This window comes from Granulicella tundricola MP5ACTX9, from assembly GCF_000178975.2.
GTDB classification, from domain to species: domain Bacteria; phylum Acidobacteriota; class Terriglobia; order Terriglobales; family Acidobacteriaceae; genus Edaphobacter; species Edaphobacter tundricola.
The window spans coordinates 1,450,323-1,473,141 of sequence record NC_015064.1; the positions used below are offsets into that span (position 1 = coordinate 1,450,323).

At 62.5% G+C, this 22,819-nt stretch carries 16 protein-coding genes; 5 read left to right on the top strand and 11 right to left on the bottom strand.

The annotated features are described in order from the left end of the window. The first annotated feature begins 39 nt into the window (after positions 1-39). Positions 40-933 (top strand): SDR family oxidoreductase, encoded by an 894-nt coding sequence (locus tag ACIX9_RS06140; RefSeq protein ID WP_013579614.1) that lies wholly within the window; start codon positions 40-42, stop codon positions 931-933. A 54-nt stretch (positions 934-987) separates the two neighbouring features. Here ACIX9_RS06140 and ACIX9_RS06145 read toward each other — a convergent pair whose 3' ends face one another. The 4 genes from ACIX9_RS06145 to ACIX9_RS06160 all read right to left on the bottom strand — a co-directional run bounded on the left by ACIX9_RS06145 (position 988) and on the right by ACIX9_RS06160 (position 6,300). Continuing rightward, positions 988-2,622 carry a hypothetical protein gene (locus ACIX9_RS06145; protein ID WP_013579615.1) on the bottom strand — a complete coding sequence of 545 codons (1,635 nt, stop codon included), beginning with the start codon at positions 2,620-2,622 and terminating at the stop codon, positions 988-990. Between the two features lie 352 nt (positions 2,623-2,974). Continuing rightward, positions 2,975-4,561, bottom strand: a complete 1,587-nt coding sequence (locus tag ACIX9_RS06150) for a Do family serine endopeptidase (RefSeq protein ID WP_013579616.1) — start codon at positions 4,559-4,561, stop codon at positions 2,975-2,977. Positions 4,562-4,591: 30 nt separating this feature from the next. Next, entirely contained in the window at positions 4,592-5,884 is a 1,293-nt protein-coding gene (locus ACIX9_RS06155) for a M56 family metallopeptidase (protein ID WP_013579617.1), read from the bottom strand. Positions 5,885-5,886: 2 nt separating this feature from the next. After that, positions 5,887-6,300, bottom strand: coding sequence for a BlaI/MecI/CopY family transcriptional regulator (locus tag ACIX9_RS06160; protein WP_013579618.1), 414 nt, complete (start codon positions 6,298-6,300; stop codon positions 5,887-5,889). An 83-nt stretch (positions 6,301-6,383) separates the two neighbouring features. Between ACIX9_RS06160 and ACIX9_RS06165 the strand changes: the two genes are divergently transcribed. Next, positions 6,384-7,643, top strand: a complete 1,260-nt coding sequence (locus ACIX9_RS06165) for an ABC transporter permease (protein ID WP_013579619.1) — start codon at positions 6,384-6,386, stop codon at positions 7,641-7,643. Positions 7,644-7,646: 3 nt separating this feature from the next. Beyond that, positions 7,647-8,885, top strand: a complete 1,239-nt coding sequence (locus ACIX9_RS06170; RefSeq protein ID WP_013579620.1) for an ABC transporter permease — start codon at positions 7,647-7,649, stop codon at positions 8,883-8,885. A 64-nt stretch (positions 8,886-8,949) separates the two neighbouring features. Here ACIX9_RS06170 and ACIX9_RS06175 read toward each other — a convergent pair whose 3' ends face one another. Then, the gene (locus ACIX9_RS06175; protein ID WP_013579621.1) at positions 8,950-10,935 is read right to left on the bottom strand and encodes a M1 family aminopeptidase; all 1,986 of its coding nucleotides are present in this window, start codon (positions 10,933-10,935) and stop codon (positions 8,950-8,952) included. Positions 10,936-11,240: 305 nt separating this feature from the next. On the opposite strand from ACIX9_RS06175, the gene ACIX9_RS06180 reads away from it, so the two are divergent. After that, positions 11,241-11,846, top strand: coding sequence for a DUF4126 domain-containing protein (locus ACIX9_RS06180; protein ID WP_013579622.1), 606 nt, complete (start codon positions 11,241-11,243; stop codon positions 11,844-11,846). A gap of 45 nt (positions 11,847-11,891) precedes the next feature. Here ACIX9_RS06180 and ACIX9_RS06185 read toward each other — a convergent pair whose 3' ends face one another. From ACIX9_RS06185 to ACIX9_RS06205, 5 genes are all read right to left on the bottom strand, one after another. Beyond that, a complete protein-coding gene (locus ACIX9_RS06185) occupies positions 11,892-12,638 on the bottom strand; it encodes a response regulator transcription factor (RefSeq protein WP_013579623.1) in 747 nt (248 codons plus the stop codon). After that, positions 12,635-13,054: a PIN domain-containing protein gene (locus ACIX9_RS06190; protein ID WP_013579624.1), complete on the bottom strand. Its 420-nt coding sequence runs from the start codon at positions 13,052-13,054 to the stop codon at positions 12,635-12,637. Before ACIX9_RS06190 ends, ACIX9_RS06185 begins: the two co-directional genes overlap by 4 nt. Continuing rightward, on the bottom strand, positions 13,048-13,323 hold the full coding sequence (locus ACIX9_RS06195; protein ID WP_041596966.1) for a hypothetical protein: 276 nt from the start codon (positions 13,321-13,323) through the stop codon (positions 13,048-13,050). The genes ACIX9_RS06190 and ACIX9_RS06195 overlap by 7 nt, the downstream gene beginning before the upstream one ends. A gap of 62 nt (positions 13,324-13,385) precedes the next feature. Then, positions 13,386-14,063: a MarC family protein gene (locus ACIX9_RS06200; RefSeq protein ID WP_013579625.1), complete on the bottom strand. Its 678-nt coding sequence runs from the start codon at positions 14,061-14,063 to the stop codon at positions 13,386-13,388. A gap of 9 nt (positions 14,064-14,072) precedes the next feature. Continuing rightward, positions 14,073-14,975, bottom strand: a complete 903-nt coding sequence (locus tag ACIX9_RS06205; RefSeq protein ID WP_013579626.1) for a sensor histidine kinase — start codon at positions 14,973-14,975, stop codon at positions 14,073-14,075. Between the two features lie 92 nt (positions 14,976-15,067). Here ACIX9_RS06205 and ACIX9_RS06210 point away from each other — a divergent pair, with 92 nt between their 5' ends. Further along, positions 15,068-16,708 (top strand): carboxylesterase/lipase family protein, encoded by a 1,641-nt coding sequence (locus ACIX9_RS06210; protein WP_013579627.1) that lies wholly within the window; start codon positions 15,068-15,070, stop codon positions 16,706-16,708. Between the two features lie 9 nt (positions 16,709-16,717). Here ACIX9_RS06210 and ACIX9_RS06215 read toward each other — a convergent pair whose 3' ends face one another. After that, positions 16,718-22,747 (bottom strand): choice-of-anchor D domain-containing protein, encoded by a 6,030-nt coding sequence (locus tag ACIX9_RS06215; protein ID WP_013579628.1) that lies wholly within the window; start codon positions 22,745-22,747, stop codon positions 16,718-16,720. Positions 22,748-22,819: the final 72 nt, after the last annotated feature.

Here is a 22,819-nt window from a genome sequence, read left to right on the forward strand (position 1 = left end):
AAGGAAACGGCGCTGAAGGAGGCTGCATCACAAAGAGCCATGAGTGATCTATACAAATTGCAAGACCCGACGAAGCAGTATCCACAGCCGAAGTTCAAGCATCAACCGCAGTCCGTGCCCGGGCTCGATAAAGATATGACGCCGAAGGCGGATCATGGCGAGACAAGCTATAAAGGCAATGGCCGGCTCCCGAAGCGGAAGGCGCTGGTGACCGGGGGCGACTCCGGGATTGGCCGGGCGGCGGCGATTGCGTTCGCGCGTGAGGGCGCGGATGTGGTGATCAACTATCTGCCTTCAGAGGAAGCTGATGCTAAGGAAGTGATTGCGCTGATCGAGAAGGAAGGCCGTAAGGCGTATGCGATGCCTGGGGATCTGAGCGATGAGGCTTTCTGCCGGAAGCTGGTGAAGGATGCGCACAAGAAGCTGGGTGGGCTGGATATCCTGGCGTGTGTTGCGGGTAAGCAGCATGCGGTGGAGAAGATCAAGGATGTGACGACGGAGCAGATGGAGGCTACGTATCGCGTCAATGTGTTTGCGCTGTTCTGGCTATGCCAGGAGGCTTTGCCGTTGATGCCTGCGGGTGGCTCGATCATTACGACGGCTTCGATTCAGGCGACGCATCCGAGTCCGAGCCTGCTGGACTATGCTCCGACCAAGGCGGCGATCCTGGCGTTTACTCGTGCGCTGGCAAGACAGGTGGCGGAGGATGGGATTCGGGTGAACTGTGTGGCCCCGGGGCCTATCTGGACTCCGTTGCAGGTGAGCGGTGGGCAGCCGGACAAGAAGATCCCGGAGTTCGGCTCTGAGACGCCGATGAAGCGGCCCGGACAGCCGGTGGAGTTGGCTCCGCTTTATGTGCTGCTGGCTTCTCAGGAGGCGAGCTATGTGACGGGCGAGGTCTATGGGGCTACGGGCGGGTTGGAGATCTCGTAGAACGACGGGCGTGCGCCATCTTCGGGTGGGCTCGAAGATGGCGCACGCGCCGGGTCAGGACTTCAGGGGTTCGACTGCGGGTGGGAGCACGGAGACGGGTGCGAGGGTCGTTGTGCCAAGTACGGGTGGTGGGCCGAAGCCGGTTGGGGTGGCGTGGATGGGGGCCAGGATCGGCAGGGGTTTGAGGATGATGCCGGGCTTGATGAGGGTGACGGTCTGGAAGTCTGTGCTTTGGATGACGGGGTAGGAGTAGCCGTCCGTGGTGCGGCTCCAGGCCTGAATCTGGAAGAGATAGGCGCAGGTGCCGGGTGGGACCCAGAGTGCGGGCGGGACGGGTTGCGTATCGGTGGAGACGCCCTGCCAGATGTGGGTTGGGCTGGCGTGGGCGGCGTAGGCGTCGGAGTAGATGGGTGAGTATTGGCCATGGCCGTACAGAGCGGTGAGGGCGAAGCTCTCGAGATCGCCCTCAGGCTGGAAGGCTTCGTACTGGATCTGGACGCCATCCGTGATGGAGGTGAGGTTGACGATGGCGCAGGACGCGACGGGTGCGCCTGCATGGAGGACGTTGGTGAGATCGACGATGGGGGCCTGGTTGTCCAGCTTGAGGGTGACGATCTGGGGCGTGGAGGCTATGGACGTTCCGGATGCGTTGAAGAAGGCGAACTCGAACTGGTGGACGCCGTCCGACTCCGCACCGGTGGACCACTGGAAGATGAGGTCCTGGGTGGTGTACGACAGGCCGGGATTGACCAGAGGATAGAAGCCTGCGGAGTCCGGGCCGAAGGACTGCCAGACGTCCGTTGTGCCGACGACCTCAAAGTTGGTCCAGGCTTGCAGGATGGGGAGCCAGGGCGCGGCTGCCGCGGCTGCGGGGGTGAGGCCGAAGCGGCGGAAGACTTTGTATTTGGTGGCACCGGCGGCCCAGAGCGAGGTCACGGCTCCGACGTTGGAGATGAAGTTGAGGGTGCCGCTGAAGGCTGCTTCGACGGGTTTAATGATGTACGTGGCGGGGACGTTGCAGTAGCCGTCGGCTCCGATGAGGCCGGTGCCGATGAGGCCGATGGAGGCGATGACGGGGCCGGAGGGGCCGGTGGCTGGGAGAGTGGGGGCGGTGGAGAGGATGATCTCGTTGAAGTTGGTGAAGGAGGCGAGGGGGGTTGGGGGTGTCTCGCCCAGGAAGGCGGCGGAGAGGGTGGCGATGCGGAGGCCGAAGCGGACTACGGGTGCGGGTGCGGTGGGGTCAAGGGTGATGCCGAGCTCGTTCAGGGTGAAGGTGATCTGCCACTGGCGATGGGCGGTGGCGGAGTTCGTTGAGGCGCCGAAGCCCTGCATGACCTTGGAGGCGATGACCTGGGTGTTGGGGGCGGGCCAGGTCTCGTTGGGCGCGGCCATGTACCAGAGGCCGAGGCGGTTGGGGTTTCCGGGCCACTCGCCGAAGAGGATGTCACGCTTGGAGTCGATGACGCCGTTGTCGTTGATGTCGACGATGAACCAGAAGTAGTCGTCGGGGTTGGCGGCACCCGTCTCGTCGGTGATGTCGATGCCGATGGAGAGGGTGGTGGCGTCGTTCTGGGCCATGAGGGTGCCGTGGGGGATGGGCATGGTGGCGGAGCCGGACCATGCGGTTGAGGGCAGGAGGCCGGTGAGCGTGGGCGCGGGTCTGGTCCAGGTGCTGCGGATGGTGGTCATGAGAGTGCTCCGGAGAGTGGATTGGGGCTTCAGCACAGGCAGACGCGGTGCTGCATCTGGCTTGAAGCGGGGCCGAGGGGCCTACCGGGATCAGACTGGGGATGGGGCCGGGGTGAGGGCCTTACTGGGGTCAAGCCGATGGACGGCTGACGCTCACGGTGACTAACGTACTCCTTGCGGTGTGGGAGTGCAAGTGGGAAATCGACCCCTTGACCCTGCCGGGGTTTTTGGTTCTAAAGTCTTCATTCGGGGTGTGTTAAGTCTGGACTTCGGCCTCCGGGCGCATCATGACCCACCGGACGAAATGAGGCCCCGCCGATGGGGATCGGCGGGGCGTTGGGGTTGAGTTGGGTTAGCCGTTCTGGTCGTTCTGGGCGGCGCGGACGGTGCGGTAGCTGGCGTTGCCCTTGGACCAGACGAGGAGCAGCAGGTCCTTGTTGCCGGCGTTGTGGATCTGGGAGATGAGCTGGCTGGCCGAGGAGGCGGGCTGGCGGTTCAACTCCAGAATCACGTCTCCGGGCTGGAGGCCGGCGTCGTCTGCGGGGCTGTCCGGGCGGACGCTTTCGACGACGACACCCTTGACCTGATCGGGCGCGTTGATCTGCTGGCGAACGTCCGGGGTGAGGTCGGCTACGCCGATGCCGAGCTTGCCCTTGTTGGAGCCGGCGGGGGCATCGTTTGAGGCGACCTGGTCGTCCTTGCCGTACTGGCCGACGGTGAGATCGACGGTCTGGGGCTTGCCGTCACGCAGGATGCCGAGGGCGATCTTCGTGCCGGGAGCGTCCTGGCTGACGGCGACCTGGAGGGCGCTCCCGTTGAGGATCTTCTGGCCGTTGAGCTGGGCGATGACGTCACCCTGGCGCAGACCGGCGCGGCTGGCGGGGGAGTTGGGCGTGACCTGGGCGACGAGAGCTCCGGATGCATCCTGGAGGTTGAAGAAGTGGGCGTTCTCCGGGGTGACGTCGTTCATGCTGATGCCGAGGTAGCCGTGGTCGACGTGGCCGTGCTTGATGAGCTGCTCGGCGGTGGCGCGGGCGATCTGGGCGGGGATGGCGAAGCCTACGCCGGCGAAAGAGCCGGAGTTGGAGATGATGGAGTTGGGGATGCCGATGAGCTCGCCGTGGGTGTTGACGAGCGCGCCGCCGGAGTTGCCGGGGTTGATGGCGGCGTCGGTCTGGATGAAGGCGCCGGGCTTGCGGGCGTCGGTGGAGTAGGGGTTGGCGCGGTTGACGGCGCTGATGATGCCGCGGGTGACGGAGTCCTGGAAGAAGCCGAAGGGGCTGCCGAAGGCGAGGACGGTCTGGCCGGGGAAGAGCTTGGAGGAGTCGCCCCAGGACATGGCGGGGAGGTCGGTTGCGTCTACCTTGACTACGGCTATGTCTGTGAGCTTGTCTGTGCCGACGACGTGGCCGGTGAGGACGCGGCGGTCGTGGAGGGCTACGCGGATCTGGGTGGCTCCGGCTACGACGTGGTCGTTGGTGACGATGTAACCGTCAGAGGAGATGATGACTCCGCTGCCGATGCCGTGCTGGACCTGCGGCTGCTGGGGGACCATACGCTGACCGCCTCCGCCACCCTGTCCGAAGAACTGGGCGAAGCCGGGGGGCAGGCCCTGCATGGACTGGCCCTGACCCTGGCCCTGCATCTGGCTGGAGTTCTGGTCGTCGCCGTCTGAGGCTTCTTCCGGGTTGCCCTTGGAGGTGACGGAGATATTGACGACGGCGCGCTGGACGCGGGCGGTGACTGCTTCCATGGCGGTGTCGAGCGAGGTGAGGGCGGAGACGCTGTGATCGTCGAGTGGCGAGGCAGTGACGGCGGAGGCGTGGACTCCGTTGCTGTTGGCGAAGAGGACGGTGCCTACGGCGATGGTGGTGGCGATTGCGGTGGGGAGGGCGTGGTGCTTAATCTTTGAAACTAGATTATTAGTTGATGCGGACATGGATTGAAGCTCCTGGAAATGGTTTGGCGGTTAGAGTTCGATGATGAGCCAGCCGGCTTGCGTGGGGACCGCGGCGTAGGTTGCGTCTGAAATCTGGAAGATGGCTTGGTGGTAGTGGGCTGGGGCTTCCGTGGATTGGAAGGTAGTCAGCATGATCCACTGCTGGGGTTGGGTTTGGCGGAGGGCTGCCTGGGTGATGGGGGTGGAATGCTTTTTGGTGGGCTTGAGTTTGGTTAGGGACTTTTTGGGTTTGGTTGGGAGCTCCATAGAGGTGTTGACCATGGTGGGTTTGGTGGTTGGGGTGAAGGTGGCGGGGTGAGAGTTTACATCCCACCCATCGCGATGAAGCTCTGCGATGGATGGGGCACGGAGAGATTCATGGAGAGATTGTGGTGCTTCAGGCGTGCTGAAGGAGATGAACTGGGGGGTGTGGGCGAGGGTGGTGGCTCCGGTGGTGAGGGCGGCGAGGAGGGTTGCCACTACCGCTGCTGACTGGGTGGGGCGGAGCTGGCGGGTGGGAACCTCAAGGATGCGGAGGACGCGGCGGGTGAGCTCGGACTGGCGCTCCCACGCGCGGAGGGCCAGGGTGAAGCCTCGGCGGGCCAATCCATTTTCTGCAAGGTTGGTGAGGCAGAGGGCGTACTGCTTGCGTGCTCCGGTTTGCCGCAGGACGGCGTCGTCGCAGGCCAGTTCGCGTTCGATGCAGAGGCGGCGCTCGATCCAGAGGAGGACGGGGTGGATGGGGTAGAGGGCGATGAGGAGCTTCTGGAGGAGGTTGGTCCAGTGGTCGAAGCGGTTGAGGTGGGCCTGCTCGTGGGTGATGATCTGGGCTAGTTCGGATGGGGGGAGGGCGGCGTAGAGGCTTGTGGGGATGAGAATGCGCGGGGCGAAGAAGCCGGCTACGCAGGGGATGTCGATTTCGGTGGAGGTGGCGATGGGGGCGTGGCTTGCAGCGTCACTGATTATGAGTTCAGAGCGGCGGGCTACTCCGTTGAGGTGGACGGCGCTGCGGAGGAGCTGGGCTATGCGGAAGAGGGAGAGTGCGGCCCAGAAGGCGGCTATGCCGATGGCCCAGTCGATGCTGAGGGCGATGGGGGTTGCGGTGCTTGTGGATGGGCTGCCTGAGGCCGTGGGGGTGAGGAAGGGCAGGGCAGCGGCGACGAGGAAGACTGCGGTCCAGAGGATGGAGCGGACGGTGGCGGAGAGGTCCGGGATGAGGCGGAGGCAGATCGCTACGCTGATGGCGAGGAGGGCTGCTTCTACCGTGGAGGTGATGAGTGAGGCGGCGGCTGACGCGGATAGGTGCTGGAGGAGTGGGAGCATGATCAGTCCTGCTCCTTCTCTGATGCGGGTGCGGCGTCATCCGGGGTGTTGGCGATGGCCTGCTTGAGGCGCTGAAGCTCTTCGGGGGTGATTTCGTCGTCGCCGAGGAGGGAGAGGAGGAGGCGCTCGCGGGAGTTGCCGAAGAAGCGCTGGAGGACGTGCCCGATCTCTGAACGGCTGGCCTCGTGCTGGGCGATGGAGGGGCTGTAGAGGAAGGCTCGGCCCTCCTGGGTGTGGGTGACGTAGCCCTTGGTTTCGAGGACGCGGATGGTGGTGAGGACGGAGTTGTAGGCGAGGGGTGTGGTGTGCTCGAGGGCGGTGACCATGTCGCTGACGGAGGACTGGCCGCGCAGCCAGAGGACGCGCATGAGTCTGAGCTCGGCTTCGGTCAACGTGATGGAGGGCTTCGGCGGCATCGGTCTGTATGGTGAGACGGGAGAACTAATGAACTAGTTAGCAAGGGTGGAACGAAAAACTGGCTGGGTGCGTACTGCGGGGTGTGCTCTCCCTCAGCGATATCCTTCGGCAGATCTTTCAGTCCATCTGGGCCAACCGGCTGCGCTCGTTTTTGACGATGTTCGGGATTGCGTGGGGTGTGGCTTCGCTGCTGCTGCTGATTGGGCTGGGTGAGGGGTTTCGGTCAGGGCAGACGCGGAGCTTGAAGGAGCTGGGGTCGGATGTGATCTTCCTGGAGGGTGGGAATGTTCCGGCGGTGCCGAATCAGCATACGGGGATGCGGGCTTATAAGGTCACGCTGAGCGATGAGAAGGCGATTATGGAGCAGGCTCCGCATGTGAGGAACGCTACGGCAGTGGTGAGCCGTGGGGATCTAAAGCAGGTCAGTGAGTTTTCAAGCGCGGGTGGGCAGGCTCTGGGGGTGGAAGCGAACTATCCGGAGATTCGGAACCTGCCGCTCGCGAAGGGGCGGCTGCTGGATGCGGAGGATGTGGCGACGGCTCGGCGGGTGGTGGTGCTGGGGAAGAAGAATGCGGAGCTGCTGTTTCCGGAGGATCGTCCGGCGGTGGGGGCTTACATCACGATCAATGGGGAACGGTTCCTGGTGGTGGGGGTGGCGGCGGGGATCAGCCGGGGAAACAACGACGGCGATAACCAGAAGGTGTATGTGCCGATCTCGGTGATGCTGCAGAGCTTTCCGCTGAAGGGGGAGAATATTCCGGCGGACTCGGTCTCGTCGATCCAGTATCAGCCGGCGACGGAGGAGTTGAACGAGACCGCGAAGACGGAGGTGCATCGTGTGATTGGGGCGCGGCATGGGTTCGATCCGCTGAGCAAGGATGCGTTTGAGGAGTGGGACACGATCAAGAACAACAAGATGGTGGGGGTGATCTTTACGGCGATGGACCTATTCCTGGGGGCGGTGGGGATTGTGACGCTGGCGCTGGGAGCGGTGGGGATCGTAAACATCATGCTGGTGATGGTGAGCGAACGGACGAAGGAGATTGGGCTGCGGAAGGCGCTGGGGGCGACGAATAAGAGCGTGATGGCGATGTTTTTTCTGGAGGGCTTGCTGCTCACCGGCGTGAGTGGGGCGGTGGGGATTGTGGGGGCGGGGACACTGATGAGCGTGCTGACGGCGGTGGCTGGGACGAATACGAATGGGTTCGATCCGCCGCGGCTGGTGCCGTGGTCTGTGGCGCTGGCGGTGGGGACTTTGACGATTTCGGGATGCCTGGCTGGGCTGGTGCCTGCTCGGCGAGCGGCGATGCTGGAGCCGGTGGAAGCTTTGAGGAAGGACTAAGAGATGCTGACGGATATATGGGGGCAGGCGGTTGAGGCGATGAAGCATAATCGCCGGCGGACGATCACGACGGTGGTGGGGATGGCTTGGGGGATTGCGACGGTGGTGCTGCTGCTGGCGTTTGGCGCGGGGTTCGGTCATGCGATCGAGGCGATCTTTGCGCAGTTTGGAACGAACGAGATTGGCGTGTTTCCGGGGCGGACGAGCGAGCAGGCGGGTGGAGCGAAGGCGGGGGTGGCGGTTCGGCTGACGATCGAAGACGTGGAGCGGATTCAGGAGAGCGTGGGTGGAGTCATCTTAGTCTCGCCGTTTGTGGCGAAGACGGTTCCGGTGTCGAACGAGCTGCATAGCTACTCGTGGGAGGTGGATGGGATCAAGCCGGAGCTGCAGACGATTCAGAAGCTGGATGTGGCGGATGGGCGGCAGTTGACGGAGGGCGACGTGGAGACGCGGGCGCATGTGGCGATGATCGGGAGTGAGGCGAAGACGAAGCTGTTTGGCGGGCGGGAGGCGGTGGGGGAGACGATCCGGCTGAATGGGGTGTCATTCCAGGTGGTGGGGGTGCAGGTGGCGAAGATGCAGGAGGGGGACTCGGATATCAACCGGGGGATCAATGTGCCGTTTTCGACAATTGGCGATATCAAGGATACGAAGTATATCGATGGGGTGTGGTTCAGCTATCACGGGGACTTTGAGGCGACGGAGAAGGCGGCGCGGGAGACCCTGGCTACGGCGCATGGGTTCCGGGCCAGCGACCACAATGCGATCTATGTTGCGAATCTGATGAAGCAGCTTTCTCAGTTTCGGCTGATCTCGCTGGGGCTGCAGGTTTTGCTTTCGTTTATCGGGGCGCTGACGCTGGGGATTGCGGGCGTGGGGCTAATGAACATCATGCTGGTGAGCGTGCAGCAGAGGACGAAGGAGATTGGGATCGAGAAAGCGCTGGGGGCTCGGAGGCGGCATATTCTGCTGCAATTTTTAGCGGAGGCTATGGCGATTACGGGGGTTGGGGGGCTGCTGGGGATCGGGATTGCTTACTTTGTAAGTCTGGCGGCGGGGTCGATTCCGTTTTATAGCGCGCTGGCTAGTAATGCTACGGATGCGGATATCCATCTGACGATCTCGCCGGGGAGTCTGGGGGTGGCGGTGGGGATCCTGGCGGTGGTGGGGGTGATCAGTGGGATGGTTCCGGCGATGAAGGCGGCGAGGATGGATCCGATTGAGGCGCTTAGGTTTGAATGATTGTGCCGCTACAACCCATGTCCCAGAAGCGGGACATGGGGCACCCATCGTTCCGGTGTTGAAGCTAGTTGTCGGTGGGGGTGCGGGTGTAGGGGTGGATCATGAGGTTGCGGGCTTCGTTGATGGCTCCCTGGGTGTTGTCGTTGGTTTGGACGGCGAGGCGGTACTCGTTGACGGCGCGCTCGCGCTGGCCGGTGACGTCGAAGATGCGACCTAGTTCTACGTGGGACCAGACCTCGGTCCACTTGGGGTCGCCGTCGCCGCGGAGGGAGTCGCGGAAGCTGTTGGCTGCGGACTGGAAGTTGTGTTGGTTGAAGAAGATTTCGCCGATTCGATAAGCCGCTAAAGAGCTATTTTTGTTGGCGTCGAGGGCTTTTTGATATTCGACCAGGGCTCCGGTCAGGTCGCCCTGGGCTACGAGTTGCTGACCGCGGAGGACGGCTACTTTGACGGCTAGATCGGGGGTGGTTTTGAGGAGCCAGCCCTGGGGGTCGATGGTGATGCGGCGGGGGCGGCCGAAGGTTTCGACCTCGTACTGGGAGTCGGTGCCGGCTACGTCTACGCGGCGGGTTTCTGTTTTACCTTCGGTCTCGATGCGGAGTTCGACGGGCATGCGGAAGAGGTCGAGGTCCTGGGTGATGGCTCCTACGGTGCGGAAGCCCTTGTTGTTGCCGAGGCGGTAGACGGTGTACTTGTCGTTGAACTGGGGGGCTCCGGTGCCGTCGACCCATTGGGAGAAGAAGGGCTGGAGGGTGGACTGTTCGCCGCCGGCGTTGCGGTTCTGGGCTTCGGCTACGGTCTCGAGGTCGCGGCTGCGGATGCCCTTGTCGGTGTACTGGCTGAGGGTTTCGCGGAGGAAGCGGGTGAAGCCCTCGTTGCCCATCTCCCAGCGGAGCATGTGGAAGACCATGGCTCCTTTTTCAAGGGTCATGGACTGGAACTGGGGGGAGAAGGGATCGAGGCGGCCGAGGGTGGAGAGGGGCTCGGTATCGTAGGCGAGGGCGCCGGCCGAGACATCGCCGACGGCGGTCTGGAAGGCCTGGGAGCCGGAGGCGTCTTCGACGTACATGAGCTCGGCGTAACGGGACATGCCGTTGGTGATCCAGGCGTCGTTGAGGGTGGCAGGGGAGACCTCAGAGCCCCACCACTGGTGGGCCAACGTGTTTGCCAGGAGGCGGGCGGAGTTGTGGTCCATGATGCGGTTGCCTGCGATGGCTGCGATGCCGGGACCCCAGGAGGCTGAGACACCGTCTTCAGGAAGCTCGACGATGGACATGGCACCGGTTTCAGGCTGGCCGAAGGTGGTGGACATGAACTCGAACTCCTTGGCGGCAGTTTCACCGAAGGCCAGGGCTCCGAGTTTGCGCTTTTCCGTGACGTAGATCTTGAAGTTGCCTACGGTTTGCGGGGCGAGGAACTTGCCGGCGACTACGGTGCCGGGGAAGCCGGGCTTGGTCCAGTTGAAGGAATACTCGGTCTGCTTGCCGACGGAGACTGGGGTGCCGACGGGGCCGGAGGCTACGACGCGCTCGTCCGAGGGGACGCGGATGTGCATCTCGGCGGTGAAGCGGTCTGTGTAAAGGCCGGTCTGGGAGATAGGGAACCAGCGGCCGGGGTAGAGGAGCATGGAGATGGGGTCGGCTACGGCTGCGAGCTTGATGCCTTCTACGGGGCTGGTGTCCGAGCCGGTGAGTGCGCCGGAGTAGGTGAAGGTCCAGGTGGTGGAGGTGCCTTTGGGGATGGCGGTGGCGAGGGTGAAGCGGACGGCGTTCTGGGTGGAGAGACGCTCGGAGGTGAGGGTGTGCTGGGCGGAATCGGTGACGGAGGTGAGGGCGAGGCCGTTGTTGAGCTCGAAGGTGGGGGTGGAGAGGTCTTCCAGCGCGGTGAAGGTAACGGCGGTGGTGGCGGAGAGCCTGGAGGAGGCGGGGTCGAGCTCGGCGTGGATGACGTATGCGGTGACGCGGAGCTGGGGGCGCGTGGGAGCGGCGAGGGCGGTGGTCGCGAAGGTCAGGGCGGCGGCAGCGGTTACGGCTTTGAGGAAAGACTTCATTGATGCGGGTCCTTTGGTGCGTGCTCTGGCTGGATCTATCTTAGGCGTGGCTTGTCTTTTTGTTAGACGCAGGTTTTGGGGGATCGGACTTGAGGGGGCTTCTGTGGAATGGGATGGGACGGACTATGGGGATCAAAATGGATAAGAACGATCAAGGCGGATCTTTACCTGGGTGAGTGAGCTTAGGTGACAGCTCAAAGCGATTCCGAGGCGGGACTAGGATAGGAAGGCAAAGCAGGCCAGGAGAAAGAAGAACAGGCAACGGCAAGGGATAGTAAGAACAAGCAAAGGCTTGGGGGTGTGGGATGGGGATTTCGGCGGGGGATCTGGCGGGGCTGGTGATTGGGGTTAGCTTTGCGGCAGGGCTGAATGTCTATGCGACGCTGCTGACGCTGGGTGGGTTGAGCCGGATGGGGTGGGTTCAGTTGCCGGGTGGGATGGAGGTGGTGGGGAGCTGGTGGGTGATCGGGATCAGTGCGGGGTTGTTTCTGGTGGAGTTTGTGGCGGATAAGATTCCGGCATTCGATTTGGTCTGGAATGCGGCGCAGACGTTTGTCAGGGTGCCGGTGGCGGGGCTGCTGGCGTATGGGGCTACGTCGCATCTGCGGCCGGAGATGCAGGTGCTGGTGACTGTGCTGGGTGCGGTGGTGGCGGCGCTGGCGCATGGGTCGAAGCTGGCGGTGAGGGGGCTGGTGACGCCTAGTCCGGAGCCGGTTTCCAATATTGCGCTGAGTTCCATGGAGGATGTGGGGGCGATCGGGTTGACGTGGGTGGCGGTGCATCATCCGTATGTGGCGGCTGGGGTGGTGGGTGGGTTGGTGCTGGTGGCGGGGGTGATGGTTAGGAGTCTGGTGGTGTGGGGACGGCGGATGTGGGAGCGGCGGCGGGGTGATGTGGTGCCGGCTCGTTGAAACCCATGTCCCAGAAGCGGGACATGGGGCACCCATTGTGCTGATTCAGGGGTTGGGGAGGAAGCGGTAGCCTATGCCGCGGACGGTGAGGAGGTGTTTGGGGTCGGCGGGGTCGTCTTCGATGTAGCGGCGGAGGCGGACGATGAAGTTGTCGATGGCGCGGGTGTCGGTGTCTTCGTGGACGCGCCAGACCTGCTCCAGGATGTCCTTGCGGGGGACGATCTGGCCGGCGCGGTCGGTGAGGAAGCGGAGGAGGTCGGCTTCCATGAGGGTGAGGTGGATGGTGGGACGGTTGGGGACGACGAGCTCGAGGGTGTCGAAGTGGATCTCGCGGGTGGCGAAGAGGTAGACGTCTTTTGAGGGCGCGGGGTCAGGTTCGGGGGCGTCGGGGGTGGTGCGCTGCCAGGCGGCTCGGCGAAGCATGGTCTTGAGGCGGGCGAGGAGGATTTCGAGGTCGAAGGGCTTGGGGAGGTAGTCGTCCGCGCCGGCGTTGAGGCCTTCCAGGATGTCCTGGGGGTTGGAACGGGCGGTGAGCATGAGGACGGGGAAGTAGAGGTGCTGGTCGCGGAGGGTGCTGACGATCTCAAAGCCGTCTTTGCCTGGGAGCATGACGTCGAGGAGGATGGCGCCGATGGGGTCCTGGGTTTCGAGGAGCCAGGTGAGGGCTTCGGCTCCGTCGGCGAAGTGGCGGGTGCGGTAGCCTTCGGCTTCAAGGTTGAAGAGGAGGCCCTGGGCGAGGTGCTCTTCGTCTTCCACGAGGAGGATGAGGGGGGAGTCGGTGGGTGTGGTCACGGGGTTTGCTTTGTGGGGAGGAATTCGATTTGGATGTCGTTTTCGGCTGGTTTCATGTCGAAGTCTGCAGTGATGAGGATGTGGTCGGGGGAATCGCTGGCCAACTCAACGGCAAATGCGTCCGCGTATGGGATCTTTTGCGTGAACTTGATCAGGCCTGCACGGTGGGCGCGGTCAGCGGTAGCCGGGATGATATTGAGGTGGTAAGGCGCGGGAAGTTTCGAGAGTTCCGCGACGTGTTGGAGACCGCGCTTCCGGGCAATCGTGGAGACCATTTCGCCCCAATGAACGGCAGAGATTTCGGCGTGGCACACACCATTCCGTGAAAGATTGAGTAGTTCTTTCACGCGATCCGCACCGGCTTCATTATCGAGGAAGCGGAGGAGAGAACTCGCTTCAAAGACGTAGGTCAACATCCCGATTTGCGAGCTTCGTGTTCGCGCTCTTCGCGCCTCATTGCGTAGAGTTCGTCTTCAAGGCTGGGGCCGCCGGCGAAGGTTCGCTGAAGTTCTTCCAGTAGATCGTCGGCTGCAGGCTCAAGGACCAGACGGCCTTGCTGAATTGACATGGCAACGCGCGAGCCGGGATGCAGGCCCAAACTTTCCTGCATTTCCGATGACAGAAGAAGCTCACCGTTGGTGCTGAGAACAGCGTATTGAGGGACGGTTGCAGTCTCGACGGCCATACGTGAATCATAGGCGCACTTGCTGGGAAAATACCAGAAACAAGTCTTGCCTGACAGGCAGGCTACGTGAGGTGGAGGGTGGCGATGAGGGCGGAGAGGCCGTTCCAGGCTATCTGGACGCCGATGCAGAGGAGGATGAAGGCGATGACGCGGAGGACTCCGTGGGCGGTGGAGGGTGGGATGGCTCGGGTGATGGCGGGGGCGAAGGCGTAGCAGATGTAGACGAGGGCGCAAAGGACTACGGCGGCCAGGAAGACTCCGAGATGGGCCAGGACGTTGGTGCTGACGACGTGGTCGGAGGCGTGGGCGCTAAGGGTGAGCATGACCACGACCGTGCCGGGGCCGGCGGTGATGGGGAAGGTGAAGGGATAGAAAGTCTTCTGGGAAAGGGTCTCGTCATGCGCTTCGGTGCGTGCTTCGAGCTCCATCTTTTTGTTGTTGGTGGCGGCCTGGGCGTCCTTTTCATTGAGGAGGGACCAGCCGATGGCGGCGACGACCATGCCTCCGGAGAGCTGGACGATGGGGAGGGAGATGCCGAAGAAGTTGAGGAGGGCGGAGCCGAGAAGCTCGATGACGGCGAGGAAGATGGCGGTGTTGATGGCGATGCGGCGGGCGAGGATGCGGTAGGTCTGGGGAGAGGCTTCGCCGACGAGGCCGAGGAAGACGAGGGCGGAGCCCAGGGGGTTGATGAGCGGGAGAAGCGCGCTGAAGGCGAGGACGAAGGAGTTCCAGAGGATCACGGTTCGATCTTACTGTGCCAAAGGCAGGGTGAGGGTCATGGTGGTGCCCTGGTTGGCACCCTTGCTGGCGGCGGTGATGGAGCCTCCGTGCTGGCGGGCTATGGTGCGGACGAGGAAGAGGCCGAGGCCGGTGCCTTTGATCTTGATTTCGTAGCGGCCGGGGACTCGGTAGAAGCGTTTGAAGATGCGTTTGAGCTCGCGCTCCGGGATGCCGAGGCCGTGGTCCTGGATGGTGAGGGCGGCGTTGGTGTAGTTGGTGATGGCAAGGGCTACGCGGATGTCGACTCGGTTGGGGCTGTACTTTACGGCGTTTTCGAGGAGATTGAGGATGGCGGTACGGAGGTCCTCTGCGATGCCGTTGACGCGGAGGCGGACGGCTCCGGGGACGGGATCGAGGGTGATGGCTTCGGGTGGGAGGTGGTGGCGCTCGAGGGTGATGCGGATGCAGTCGGCGGCCAGGGGTTCGAGGTCGAGGTGCTGGCGGTTTTGCTGGCGCTGGCGCTGGCCTAGCTCGCCGGCTTTGAGGACCTGCTCTACGGTGGCGAGGAGGCGGTCTGAATCGGCGTGCATGATGGAGTAGAACTTCTGGCGCTGGGCTTCGTCGAGGGGGCGGCGCTGGAGGGTTTCGACGTAGAGACGGATGCTGGCGATGGGGGTTTTGAGCTCGTGGGTGACGGCGTTCAGGAAGGAGTCCTGGCGCTCGTTGCGGCGGACCTCACGGACGAGGAAGACGGTGTTGAGGACGACGCCGGCGACGAGGATGCTGAAGAGGATGACGCCGAGGATGGTGTAGGCGAGGCGGGCCTCGTTGTTGACGATCCAGGCGATGTTGAGCGTGACGGCGAGGCCGACGAGCAGGGAGCCGAGGGTGATGGCTGTGGCGATGGCTCCGCGGCGTCGGGTGAAGTTCATAGGGCAGTGGAGGTGCAGTTGAATGAAGTGATGATGAGTGATGGGGCAGTGCTTTTGGTTAGGGTATAACGTTCCGGTTAGGATTGTGGGCTATGAGTGCATCGGTGATGGTTGGGCGGCGGGCGGTTTTGCGGTACTCGGGGTTGGTGGGTATGGCTGCTGTGATGGGGCCGGTGGGGGCGCTGGGTGAGGGGGTGCGTGTTGCCAAGACCTCTGGTGGGCGGGTTTCGGGGGCTTTGGTGGATGGGGTGAAGGTGTTCAAGGGGATTGCGTATGGGGCGGATACGCGGGGGACTCGGTTTATGGCTCCGAAGAAGGTGGCGGCCTGGGCCGGGGTGAAGGCTTGTACGGAGTGGCCGCACCGGGCTCCGCAGCAGCAGGGGGCGGAACGGGGGCAGAGAGCTGTTGAGGATGGGCATTATCATCTGCCGGCGGATCAAGGGGTGCAGAGTGAGGATTGTCTTTATCTGAACGTTTGGACGCGGGGGCTTCGGGATGGGAAGAAGCGGCCGGTGGTGTTCTATATCCATGGCGGGGCTTATAACAACGGGACTGTGAACGCGGATTTGTATGATGGGCGGCGGCTTTGTCAGCGGGGGGATGTGGTGGTGGTGACGGTGAACCATCGGCTGAATGCGTTTGGATATATGGAGTTGGCGAGTCTGCCTGGGCTGGCAGAGCGGTACAAGGACTCAGGCAATGTGGGGATGCTGGATCTGGTGTTGGCGCTCGAATGGGTGCGGGACAATATCGCGGAGTTTGGTGGGGATGCGGGGCGGGTAACGATCTTTGGGCAGTCGGGTGGTGGGGCGAAGTGCGCGACGCTGATGGCGATGGAGAGTGCTAAGGGGTTGTTTCATCGGGTGCTGACGATGAGCGGGCAGCAGGTGTGGGCGGCTCCGATGGCGTTGGCTACGGAGCGGGCTAAGGTGGCGCTGAAGGCTATGGGGCTCGACCCTGCGAAGCCTGGTCAAGTGACTGCTGAGGCTTTGGATGGGCTGACGATGGAGCAGATCCAGGCGGGGGCGAGGACTACGGGAAGCTGGCTGCCGGTGAAGGACGGGTGGGTGCTGGCAAGGGACCCGTTCGACCCGGATGCGCCGGGAATGTCGGCGAAGATCCCGATGATTCTGGGGAATACGAAGGACGAGATCATGGGCGGGACGGCGTGGCGGCAGGCGGGTCTTACGTGGGAGACACTGCCTGCGGAGTTGGGGAAGGCGATTGCGGAGTTTCGTGGGCCTTATCCGGTTGAGGAGATTGTGGCGGCATACCGGAGGTGGTATCCGGGGTATAAGCCGGTGGATGTGTTTGTGGCTGCGATGGCTGCTTTCCGGTCGTGGCCGGGGCAGGTGATCGAGGCGGAGCGGCGGGCGTCGGACCCGGTGAGCGCGAAGCGGACGTGGGTGTACCAGATGGATTTTCCGTCGCCCACGGCGGATGGGCGTGCTCCGCACACGGAGGATCTGGCGTTTGTGTTCGATAACCTGCGGCTCTCGCCGGGCATGGTGGGGGCGAGTGAGGCGGAGATTGCTACGGCTCAGCCACTGGCTACGCGGATGAGCGGGATGCTGATTGAGTTTGCGCGGACGGGGGCCGTCGACTGGCCGGTTTATGGGCTGAAGGATCGGGAGACGATGATGTTTGACCGGGTGTCGAAGGTGGGGAGCGATCCGCGAGGGGATGAGCGGCGGATGATGGTGGGGGCGAAGTATCGGCAACCGGGGACTTAGCGCGGCCGCCTAGTTCGTGGAGCCGGAGAGCGTGATCGTGTCCGGCGAGGTGGATGCGTTGGAGATGATGCGGATGGACGCCGCTTGAGAGCCAGAGGCTGTGGGGGCGAAGGTGACGCCGATGGTGCAAGCCGATCCGGCGGCAACCTGGGTGCAGTTGTTGGTCTGGGTGAAGTTGTTGTTGGTGGCTCCGATGACGTTGATCGAATTTATGTTGAGCGGCTGGTTTCCGGTATTGGAGACGGTTACGTTCATGGGAACGGAGGTGGTTCCGACCGAGCGTGCCGGGAAGGTGAGTGAGGTAGGTGAGAGTGAGAGCGCGGGCAATCCGCCGATTCCGTAGAGGTTAAGGTAGCCCTGGTTGCCGCTGGTCTGACCGGTGAGGATGATGGCTCCGCTGACGTAGCCGACGGCTGTGGGGGTGAAGGCGACGGTCAGGGTGCAGACCTGGCTGGTGCCGGCTGGACAGGTTGAGCCGTTGGTCAGGGAGAAGAAGCTGCTGGAGTTGCTCATAAACGTCGCTGTGACTGGTTCTTCCAGCGTGGAACCATACGTGCCGCTGGAGATGGTCGCACTCATCGTTGTGGTGGAGTTGAGAGGCTGAGCGTTGAAGTTCAGTGAGCTTGATGAGGGTGTTGGTGTGGGGTAAACAACGGTGGTGGAGACTGGAAGGGACTGGGAGTAGCTGGAGAGACTATCGCTTATGGTCAGCGTTGCGGGGAAGGTTCCGATGCTGGTTCCGGTGAAGGTGACGCTGAAGGCGCAGGAGCTGCCGGCAGCGATCGAGGCGCAGTTACTGGTGGACGAATAGTTGGCGGCGGCTGAGCCGCTGGCCATGCCGCTGAGGGTGAGGGTGGTGCTCCCGTTGTTCAGGATGGTGTAGGTATCGGTATTGGTTGCGCTTCCGGCGGTGGTGAGGACGACGCGTCCACGGCTTTGCGTGGAGGATTTATAGGTGGCTATAAAGGAGGGCCCAACAGGGTCACCGGTGCCGGAGATCCTGAAATACTGGCTTGCGTCTGCAGACAGATTGGAAGAGTTGACATAAAGTACCGCGCTGCGGACGCCTGTTGCCGATGGGGTGAAGGAGAGATTTTCGCTGCAGGAGGAGTTTTGAAGTGCCGTTGTGTAGCAACCGCCCCCTGAGGGACCGAAATCGGAGGCATTTATGCCACCGAGCACGAAGGAAACCGCCGAGCTTTGGTAGTAAGTGCCGGAGGAGGAGCTGATGACCCCGGTGTGAGTGGTTTCCACGGGCCAAGCCCCAAAGTCTGCTGTGGCTCCGACCTCGACGGTGTTGGTGGAGGTTAGAGGAAGGGTTTGAGGCCCGCTTGTGGCGTTGTCCGTTACGACGAGGTTGCCGGTATAGGAGGTGTAGTTCAAGGTGATTCCGCTGAAGCCGAAGCCGAGAGTCTGGACGGAGATGGTGCAGAGGGATTGAGCGAGGAGCGTCGTTCCGCAGGTGTTGCTTTCAACCTTGAAGTTTGTGTTGTCAGTGGCGATGCCGGTAATGGTGAGCGGAGTGGACCCGAGGTTCTGGAGTTTTACGTCTCGAATGCTATTGCCTACCGTGTAGGAGAGAGATGAGAAGTTGAAGGTGACGGGGCCGACGGTGGCGGCTGCTCCTGTGCCGGTAAGAGCTACGGTCTGAGGTGAGCCGGGGGCGTTGGAGGTCAGAACCAGAGACGCGTTGCCAGAGCCGGTGGCTCCGGGGGTGAAGGAGACGGCGACGGTGCAGGTCGAGCCGACGGCAACGGTGGAGCAATTATTGGTCTGGGTGAAGTCGCTGATGTTGGCTCCGGTGACGGTGATCGAGCTTATGTTGAGCGGCAGGGTTCCGGTGTTGGAGACGGTCACGTTCATGGGAACGGAGGTGGTTCCGAGCGCGCGTGCCGGAAAAGTGAGTGAGGTTGGTGAGAGGGAAAGTGCGGGCGAGCCGGCGATTCCGTAGAGTGCAAGGTAAGCCTTGTTGCCGCTGATCTGACCTGTGAAGATGACGCTTCCGTTGACTCCGTTGGCGGCGGCTGTGGGCGTGAAGGCTACTGTCAGGGTGCAGGTTTGGCTTGTGCTCGCTGGACAGGTTGAGCCTGCGGGCAGGGAGAAGGCGTTGGAGTAGATGCTGGACGTATCCAGTGCGGCTGTGACCGGCTCTTCCAGCGTGGAGCCGTATGTGCCGCTTGAGATGGTAAGACTTTGTGTTGTGGTGGTGTTAAGTGGCTGCGCGCTGAAGGTCAGTGAGTTGGGCGAGAGGATCGGGGTGGGGTATTGAACGACCGTTGAAAGTTGAAGAGGTTGAGAGTAGCTCGAGAAGCTGTCGCTCAAGGTGAGGGTGGCCAGGTAGGTTGCGTGGCTGGCGCCGTTGAAGGTGACGTTGAGGGTGCAGGAGTTGTTGGGAGCGATGGAACTACAGTTGCTGTTTGACGAGTAGTTCGCGGCGGCGGGACCGCTGACGATGCCGCTGAGAGTCAAGGTGGTGGTGCCGTTGTTGAGGACGGTGTAGGTGTTGGTGTAGAAGGCGGTGCCGCTGGTATTCAGGACAGGGGAGCCGGTGGAAGATTTGTAAGTGAGTACGAAGGAGGGGCCTGTGGCATCGCCTGTGCCGGAGAGTCTGAAGTACTGCGAGTTTGGCGTTCCGGAAGCATTGCTGACGTAAAGCTTGGCGCTGCGCGTGCCAGTGGCTGAGGGCGTGAAGCTGATGGCAAGGCTGCAGTTGGAAGGCGAGGTGTTGGCCTGAATGCTGCAACCGCTCGGAGAGACAGCGAAGTCTGAGGCGTTGGTGCCACCGACCGCGGCCAGGAGAGCGTCAGAGGTATAGTAGCTGCCGGTGTTGGCTGTGATGATGCCTCCCGTCCTCGTGGTGTTGATGGGCCATGCTCCGAAGTCTGTCGGGACAGTCGAGATAGAGATGGTGTTGGTGGAGGAGAGAGGAAGAGTTTGCGGGCCGGCGGTGGCATTGTCACTTACGACGAGGTTGCCGGTATAGGTGCTGTACTGCTGGTTGATTATGTTGAAGCCACCTGTGCTCACGGAGATGGTGCAGACAGACTGGGCGGCGAGCATGGTTCCACAGGTATTGCTCTCTACCTTAAAGTTTGTATTGTCTGTGGCGATGCTGCTGATGGTGAGGGGAGCGGAGCCGAGGTTTTGGAGGTTCACGTCCTGGATGCTGCCATCGACGGTGTAGCTGAGCGATGCGAGGCTGTAAGCGATGGGGCCAACGGTGGCGGCTGCGCTTGTACCGGTGAGAGGCACGGTCTGAGGAGAGCCGGTGGCGTTGGAGGTAAGAACCAGGTTTGCGTTGCTGGTGCCGATGGCCGTAGGGGTGAAGGTCACGGCGATGGTGCAGGTCGAACTGACGGTAACCGCGGTGCAGTTATTTGTCTGGGTGAAGTCGTTGCTGTTGACGCCGGTGATGGTGATGGAACTTATGTTGAGCGAAAGGGCTGCGGTGCTGGAGACCGTGACGTTCATGGGAGTCGAGGTGGTTCCGACTGTCCTCACCGGGAAGGTGAGCGATGCCGGCGACAGGGCCAGTGTGGCGACGCCGCCACCGCCAGAGAGTGGATAGTTGGCCTGATTGCCGCTGGTCTGGCCGGTGAGGGTGAGGGTTCCGGTAAAGTTGCCGACGGCTGTGGGGGTGAAGGCGACGGTCAGAGTGCAGGTCTGGCTGGTGCTGGCGGGGCAGGTTGAGCCTCCGGGCAGTGAGAAGACGCCGGAGCCGGTGGTTATGGAGGCGGTGACCGGTTCTTCGAGGGTTGAGCCGTAGGTTCCGCTGGTGATGAAGACGTTTCGCGTCGCGGCGATGTTGAGGGGCTGAGTGCCGAAGTCTGTTGAGTACGGGGAGGGGACGGGGGTTGGGTACTGAACGAGGGTGGAGAGTTGAAGAGGCTGGGAGGATGTGGAGACAGTGTCCGTCAAGGTAAGTGTGGCGGGGAAGGTTCCGACGCTTGAGCCGGTGAATACGACATTGAGCGTGCAGGAGCTGCTGGGAGATATAGAGACGCAGTTATTGGTGGAGGTGTAGTCGGCGGCGGCTGAGCCGGTCAGGGCAGCGCTCAAAGAGATGATTGTGCTGCCGGTGTTGAGTACGGTGTAGGTGTCTGTGTTTGAGGCGGTTCCGGCGGTGTTGAGGATGGCGTAACCACGGGTTTGCGTTGAGGATTTATAGGTGACGGCGAACGATGGCCCGGTTGTGTTTCCAATGCCGGAGAGCCTGAGGTACTGCTTGTTGGTGGCTGAGTTGGGAGAATCGTTTCCGGTGGCCACATAGAGCATGGCGCTGCGTGTGCCGGAGGCCGATGGCGTGAAGCTGATGGCCAGGCTGCAGTTGGTGACTGAAGAGACTGGCACGTTGCACGAAGCGGGTGAGACGGCGAAGTCCGAGGCGTTGGCACCGCCTATGGAGGTACTAAGGCTCGCTGATTCGTAGTAAGAACCGGGGGATGCTGTGATGGTGCCGCTGGTCTGGGTGATGCCTACGGGCGACGCTCCAAAGTCGGCCGGGATGGCTGGGAGATAGAGGGTATTGGTGGAGGAAAGAGGGAGCGTCTGCGGTCCGGCGGAGGCATTGCTATTGACGATGAGGTTGCCGGTGTAGGTTGAGTACAGTGTCGTCGAGCCGCTCCATAAAAAGCCAAGGGTGCGGACGGAGATGGTGCAGACCGACTGGGCGGCGAGCGTTGTTCCACAGTTACTGCTTTCAACCTCGAAGTTTGTGTTGTCTGTGGCGATGCTGCTGATGGTGAGGGGCACGTTCCCCAGGTTTTGGAGGTTCACGTCCTGGATGCTGTCGTCGACGTTGTAGCTGAGGGATGGAAGGCTGAAGGCGATAGGGCCGACGGTGGCGGCTGCGCCTGTGCCGGTGAGAGCTACGGTCTGAGGCGAACCGGTGGCGCTGGAGGTGAAGACCAGAGATGCGTTGCGAGTGCCGGTGGCGGCTGGGGCGAAGGTGACGAGTGCCTGGCAGGTGGCCCCGCCGGCGATGCTGGTGCCGCAGGTGTTGGTCTGGGTGAAGTCAGCCGAGTTGACGCCGGCGATTGCGACTGAGCTGAGGGCGACCGCGGTTGTGCCGGGATTGGTGATGCTGACGGTTGCCGCCGGGCCAACGGAGCCCAGGGTTGTCGCTGAGAAGGCGAGGCTGGATGGGGTGATGGTGAGAGTCGATGAGCTGATGAGGGGCATCAGCTTGATGGCGAAGTCAGCGGGCGCGGAGGCTAACTGCGGTTGAAAGGGAGCGGTGGGTGGGTCCAGGGCAAAGAGCGGGCCGATGTTGAGGGTGGGGTTATTGGCGATGTTGAAGAGGGCCTGGAGGGTATCGGAAGGGGCTTTGCTGTTGGGTGGTGTGGTGAGGTTGAGGATCGCGGTGCAGGTTGAGCCGGAGGTGGCTCCTCCGGCTGAGTGGGTGCAACCGGAGATGATATTGCCGAGTGTGTCGATCAGCGAGATTGGGACTGTGGAGCCTGCAGGTACTGCGGTGCCTGGCGTGGTGCCGGTGACCGTGTTAACCAGTTCGCCGGCCAGGGTGAAGGCGGAGGCCAGGGCGGTGGAGTCGGCTGAGGAAGAACCGATGGCAGGGGCGGAGGTAGCGTAGGGAGCGAGCGCGGATGTGGCGGCGATGGTGGTGAGTTCGTTGACGAAGATGAGGGTGTTGGGGGTGAGGCTGGAGCAGGGGCCGATCGCGGTCATTTCAGCGAGGTTGGGATTCGCTGCCGAGAGACCGGGGTTCCCGCCCACGGCGGTGACGTAGACCTGGGTGGCCTGGGAGCAGCTATAGAGGCCGCTGAGTGCGAAGTTGCCGCTGGCATCCGTGGTGACCGTGGAGGTGAGGAGCGGTGTGGCGGCTGAGCCATCGGCCGTGGTGCCTACGGTATAGAGCTGGATGGTGGCGCCGGAGACGGCCTGCTGGCCAGCTTGAACTTTACCGGTGATGGTTACGGCGGGCTGAGATGGGTTGGTGAAGGGGGCTACAGGAGAGCTGCAGCCATAGAGCAGGGTGGACAACGCCAAGGAGAAGAGAACAGAAAGACGGGCAGGGCGCATGGGTGTCCGGAGGAACGAGGAAAGTCAGTTCAGGCTTGAGCGCACAGTTTAGCTTAGGCGGGCCACTGCGGA